The sequence below is a fragment of the Streptomyces sp. PU-14G genome (assembly GCF_041028275.1).
GTDB lineage: Bacteria > Actinomycetota > Actinomycetes > Streptomycetales > Streptomycetaceae > Streptomyces.
In genome coordinates this window covers 1-2,354 of the sequence record NZ_JASKYT010000621.1, presented here as the reverse complement: position 1 = coordinate 2,354, position 2,354 = coordinate 1, and the positions used below count along the sequence as shown (strand labels likewise).

Sequence of the window (2,354 nt, the reverse complement as noted above, 5' to 3'; positions counted from 1 at the left end):
GTAGGCGGGGCCGTTCTGGGGGGCGGCGGCCAGCGCCCCGGGGTCCTCGGCGTGCACGATGAGCAGGCCGTCGAAGGAGGCGATCTCGGCCATGGCGGCGGAGAGTTGCTCCCGGTTCAGCTCGGGGAACTCGTCCACGCCCGACGGCGAGAGGAAGCACTTGAAGCCGAAGACGCCCGCGTCGTGGAGGGGCCGCAGGTCGGCGACGTTGCCGGGGATCGCGCCGCCCCAGAAGCCGACGTCGATGTGGGCCTTGGGCTCGGCGACCTCACGCTTGGTCCGCAGGTTGTCGGCGGTGGTGGTGGGCGGGAGGGAGTTGAGCGGCATGTCGACCAGGGTGGTGATGCCGCCGGCCGCCGCGGCCCGGGTGGCTGTCCAAAAGCCCTCCCATTCGGCGCGGCCCGGGTCGTTGACGTGGACGTGGGTGTCGACCAGGCCGGGCAGGAGCGCGTCCTCGCCGACGTCCTCCAGGGCGACGCCGGGTGGTACTTCCGCGTCGTACCCCAGTACCTCCTCGATCCGGCCCGCACCGTTGACGGTGACGGTCGCCGGACGCTCCCCCTCGGGGGTGAGGACGCGCCGTGAGCGCAGGACGAGCCGCACGTCGGACAAACCGGCCTCCTTCAGCCTCTTCAACGAAGTGTTGAAACGATCTGTTGAACGAATCCTCATCCGCCGGGAAGAGCCAGTCAAGGGTTCTCCCCTTGGAGAAGTCCACAAAATGGAACTAGAATTTCGCCATACAGAAGGAGACCGGTGTCTGTGCCGGGCGAGTACGGGAGGCGATCCGTAGGAGGCGGTCCGCCGCCCCCACCCCCGATACCATGCGCCTGACCGCAGGCCAGGAAAGGAACGCGACGTGCCGCCGTCCGCAGAGCGCAAGCCCACCACCAGTGCAGCCCAGGCTGCCACGGCCCCTGCCGCATCCGGCGGAGTGCAGTCCCTGGAGCGGGCCTTCGACCTGCTGGAAAGGATGGCGGACGCCGGAGGTGAGGTCGGGCTCAGTGAGCTGTCCACCGCCAGCGGGCTGCCGCTGCCCACCATCCACCGCCTGATGCGCACCCTGGTCTCCTGCGGCTATGTGCGCCAGCAGCCCAATCGGCGCTACGCGCTCGGGCCCCGCCTCATCCGCCTCGGCGAGAGCGCCTCCCGCCTGCTGGGCACCTGGGCCCGCCCCTACCTGGCGCGGCTGGTGGAGGAGACCGGCGAGACGGCGAACATGGCGATGCTCGACGGGGACGAGATCGTCTACGTCGCCCAGGTGCCCTCGCGCCACTCGATGCGCATGTTCACCGAGGTCGGCCGCCGGGTGCTGCCCCACTCCACCGGCGTCGGCAAGGTGCTGCTCGCGCACACCCCCGAGGACCAGGTACGGGCCCTGCTCGGGCGCACGGGCATGCCCGCCGCCACCGAGAAGACGATCACCACGCCCGAGGGCTTCCTCGAAGCACTCGGGCACGTGCGCGAGGCCGGGTACGCCACCGACGACAACGAGCAGGAGATCGGCGTGCGCTGCATCGCCGTCACCGTGCCCGACTCCCCCACCTCGGCGGCCATCTCCATCTCGGGCCCGGCGGGGCGCGTCACGGACGCCGCCACCGACAAGTTCGTCCCCCTGCTGCACGAGGTCGCCGCCGACCTGTCCGCCGCGCTGGCCAGCTCGGGCAACGGCACAGGCGGAAACGGCCAGTGAGCCCGCAGGCCGGCTACCGGTTCTTCGCCTCGATGGCGTCCCGCCACACGGTGACGTCCAGTTTCACGTAGTCGCTGGGGTCCCCCTCGGGGGAGTGGCCGCGGTAGGTGACCAGACCGACGTGCCCGGAGCTCGTCCGAACACACAGCTCGGCTCCGGGCGCGAGACGATTCAGCAGGACCTCGTCGGTGAACCGCGTCTCCTTGCGGCAGGTGGCGAGCGAACCCTTCTGGGAGTCCCGGAGCAGGGCCAGCTTGCCGTTCGGCCTGTCGATACCGAGGCTCGGCCCGTCCGTGCTCACGTTCAGGTACGTCAGCTCCGAGGCCACGCCGCCCTCGCCCAGCTCCCGCGGCTTCACCGGGTCGTCGGACAGGGCGAGGAAGTACTTGTTGGGCAGCTCGACGTTCTTGTAGGCCGCGGGCTTGGGATCGGCCTTCGGCTTCCGCTCGTCCGGGGACGCCGGGCCGCTCCCCGCCGCGCTGCCCGCGCCCCGGACCAGCTCGACCAGCATCGAGCACCCGCCGACCACGACCAGCGACCCCACGACCAGGCTCACCGCCACGATCTTGAACGCGTTCGACTTGCGGCGCGGCGGGAGGGGGCGCGGAGGGCCCGGGGCGCCGTACGGCCCGACGGGACCCGGAGGTCCGTAGCCGACCGG

Annotated in this window: 2 protein-coding genes and 1 pseudogene; 1 reads left to right on the top strand and 2 read right to left on the bottom strand. The window is 71.2% G+C overall.

All coding sequences use genetic code 11. From position 1 onward, the window contains the following. On the bottom strand, positions 1–612 hold a 612-nt coding region (locus AB8Z75_RS34130; protein ID WP_369208900.1), incomplete at its 3' end, for an amidohydrolase family protein. A 247-nt stretch (positions 613–859) separates the two neighbouring features. On the opposite strand from AB8Z75_RS34130, the gene AB8Z75_RS34125 reads away from it, so the two are divergent. After that, a complete protein-coding gene (locus tag AB8Z75_RS34125) occupies positions 860–1,693 on the top strand; it encodes an IclR family transcriptional regulator (RefSeq protein WP_369208898.1) in 834 nt (277 codons plus the stop codon). A gap of 13 nt (positions 1,694–1,706) precedes the next feature. Here AB8Z75_RS34125 and AB8Z75_RS34120 read toward each other — a convergent pair. Then, positions 1,707–2,354, bottom strand: a pseudogene (locus AB8Z75_RS34120) (serine/threonine protein kinase); the annotation flags it as partial.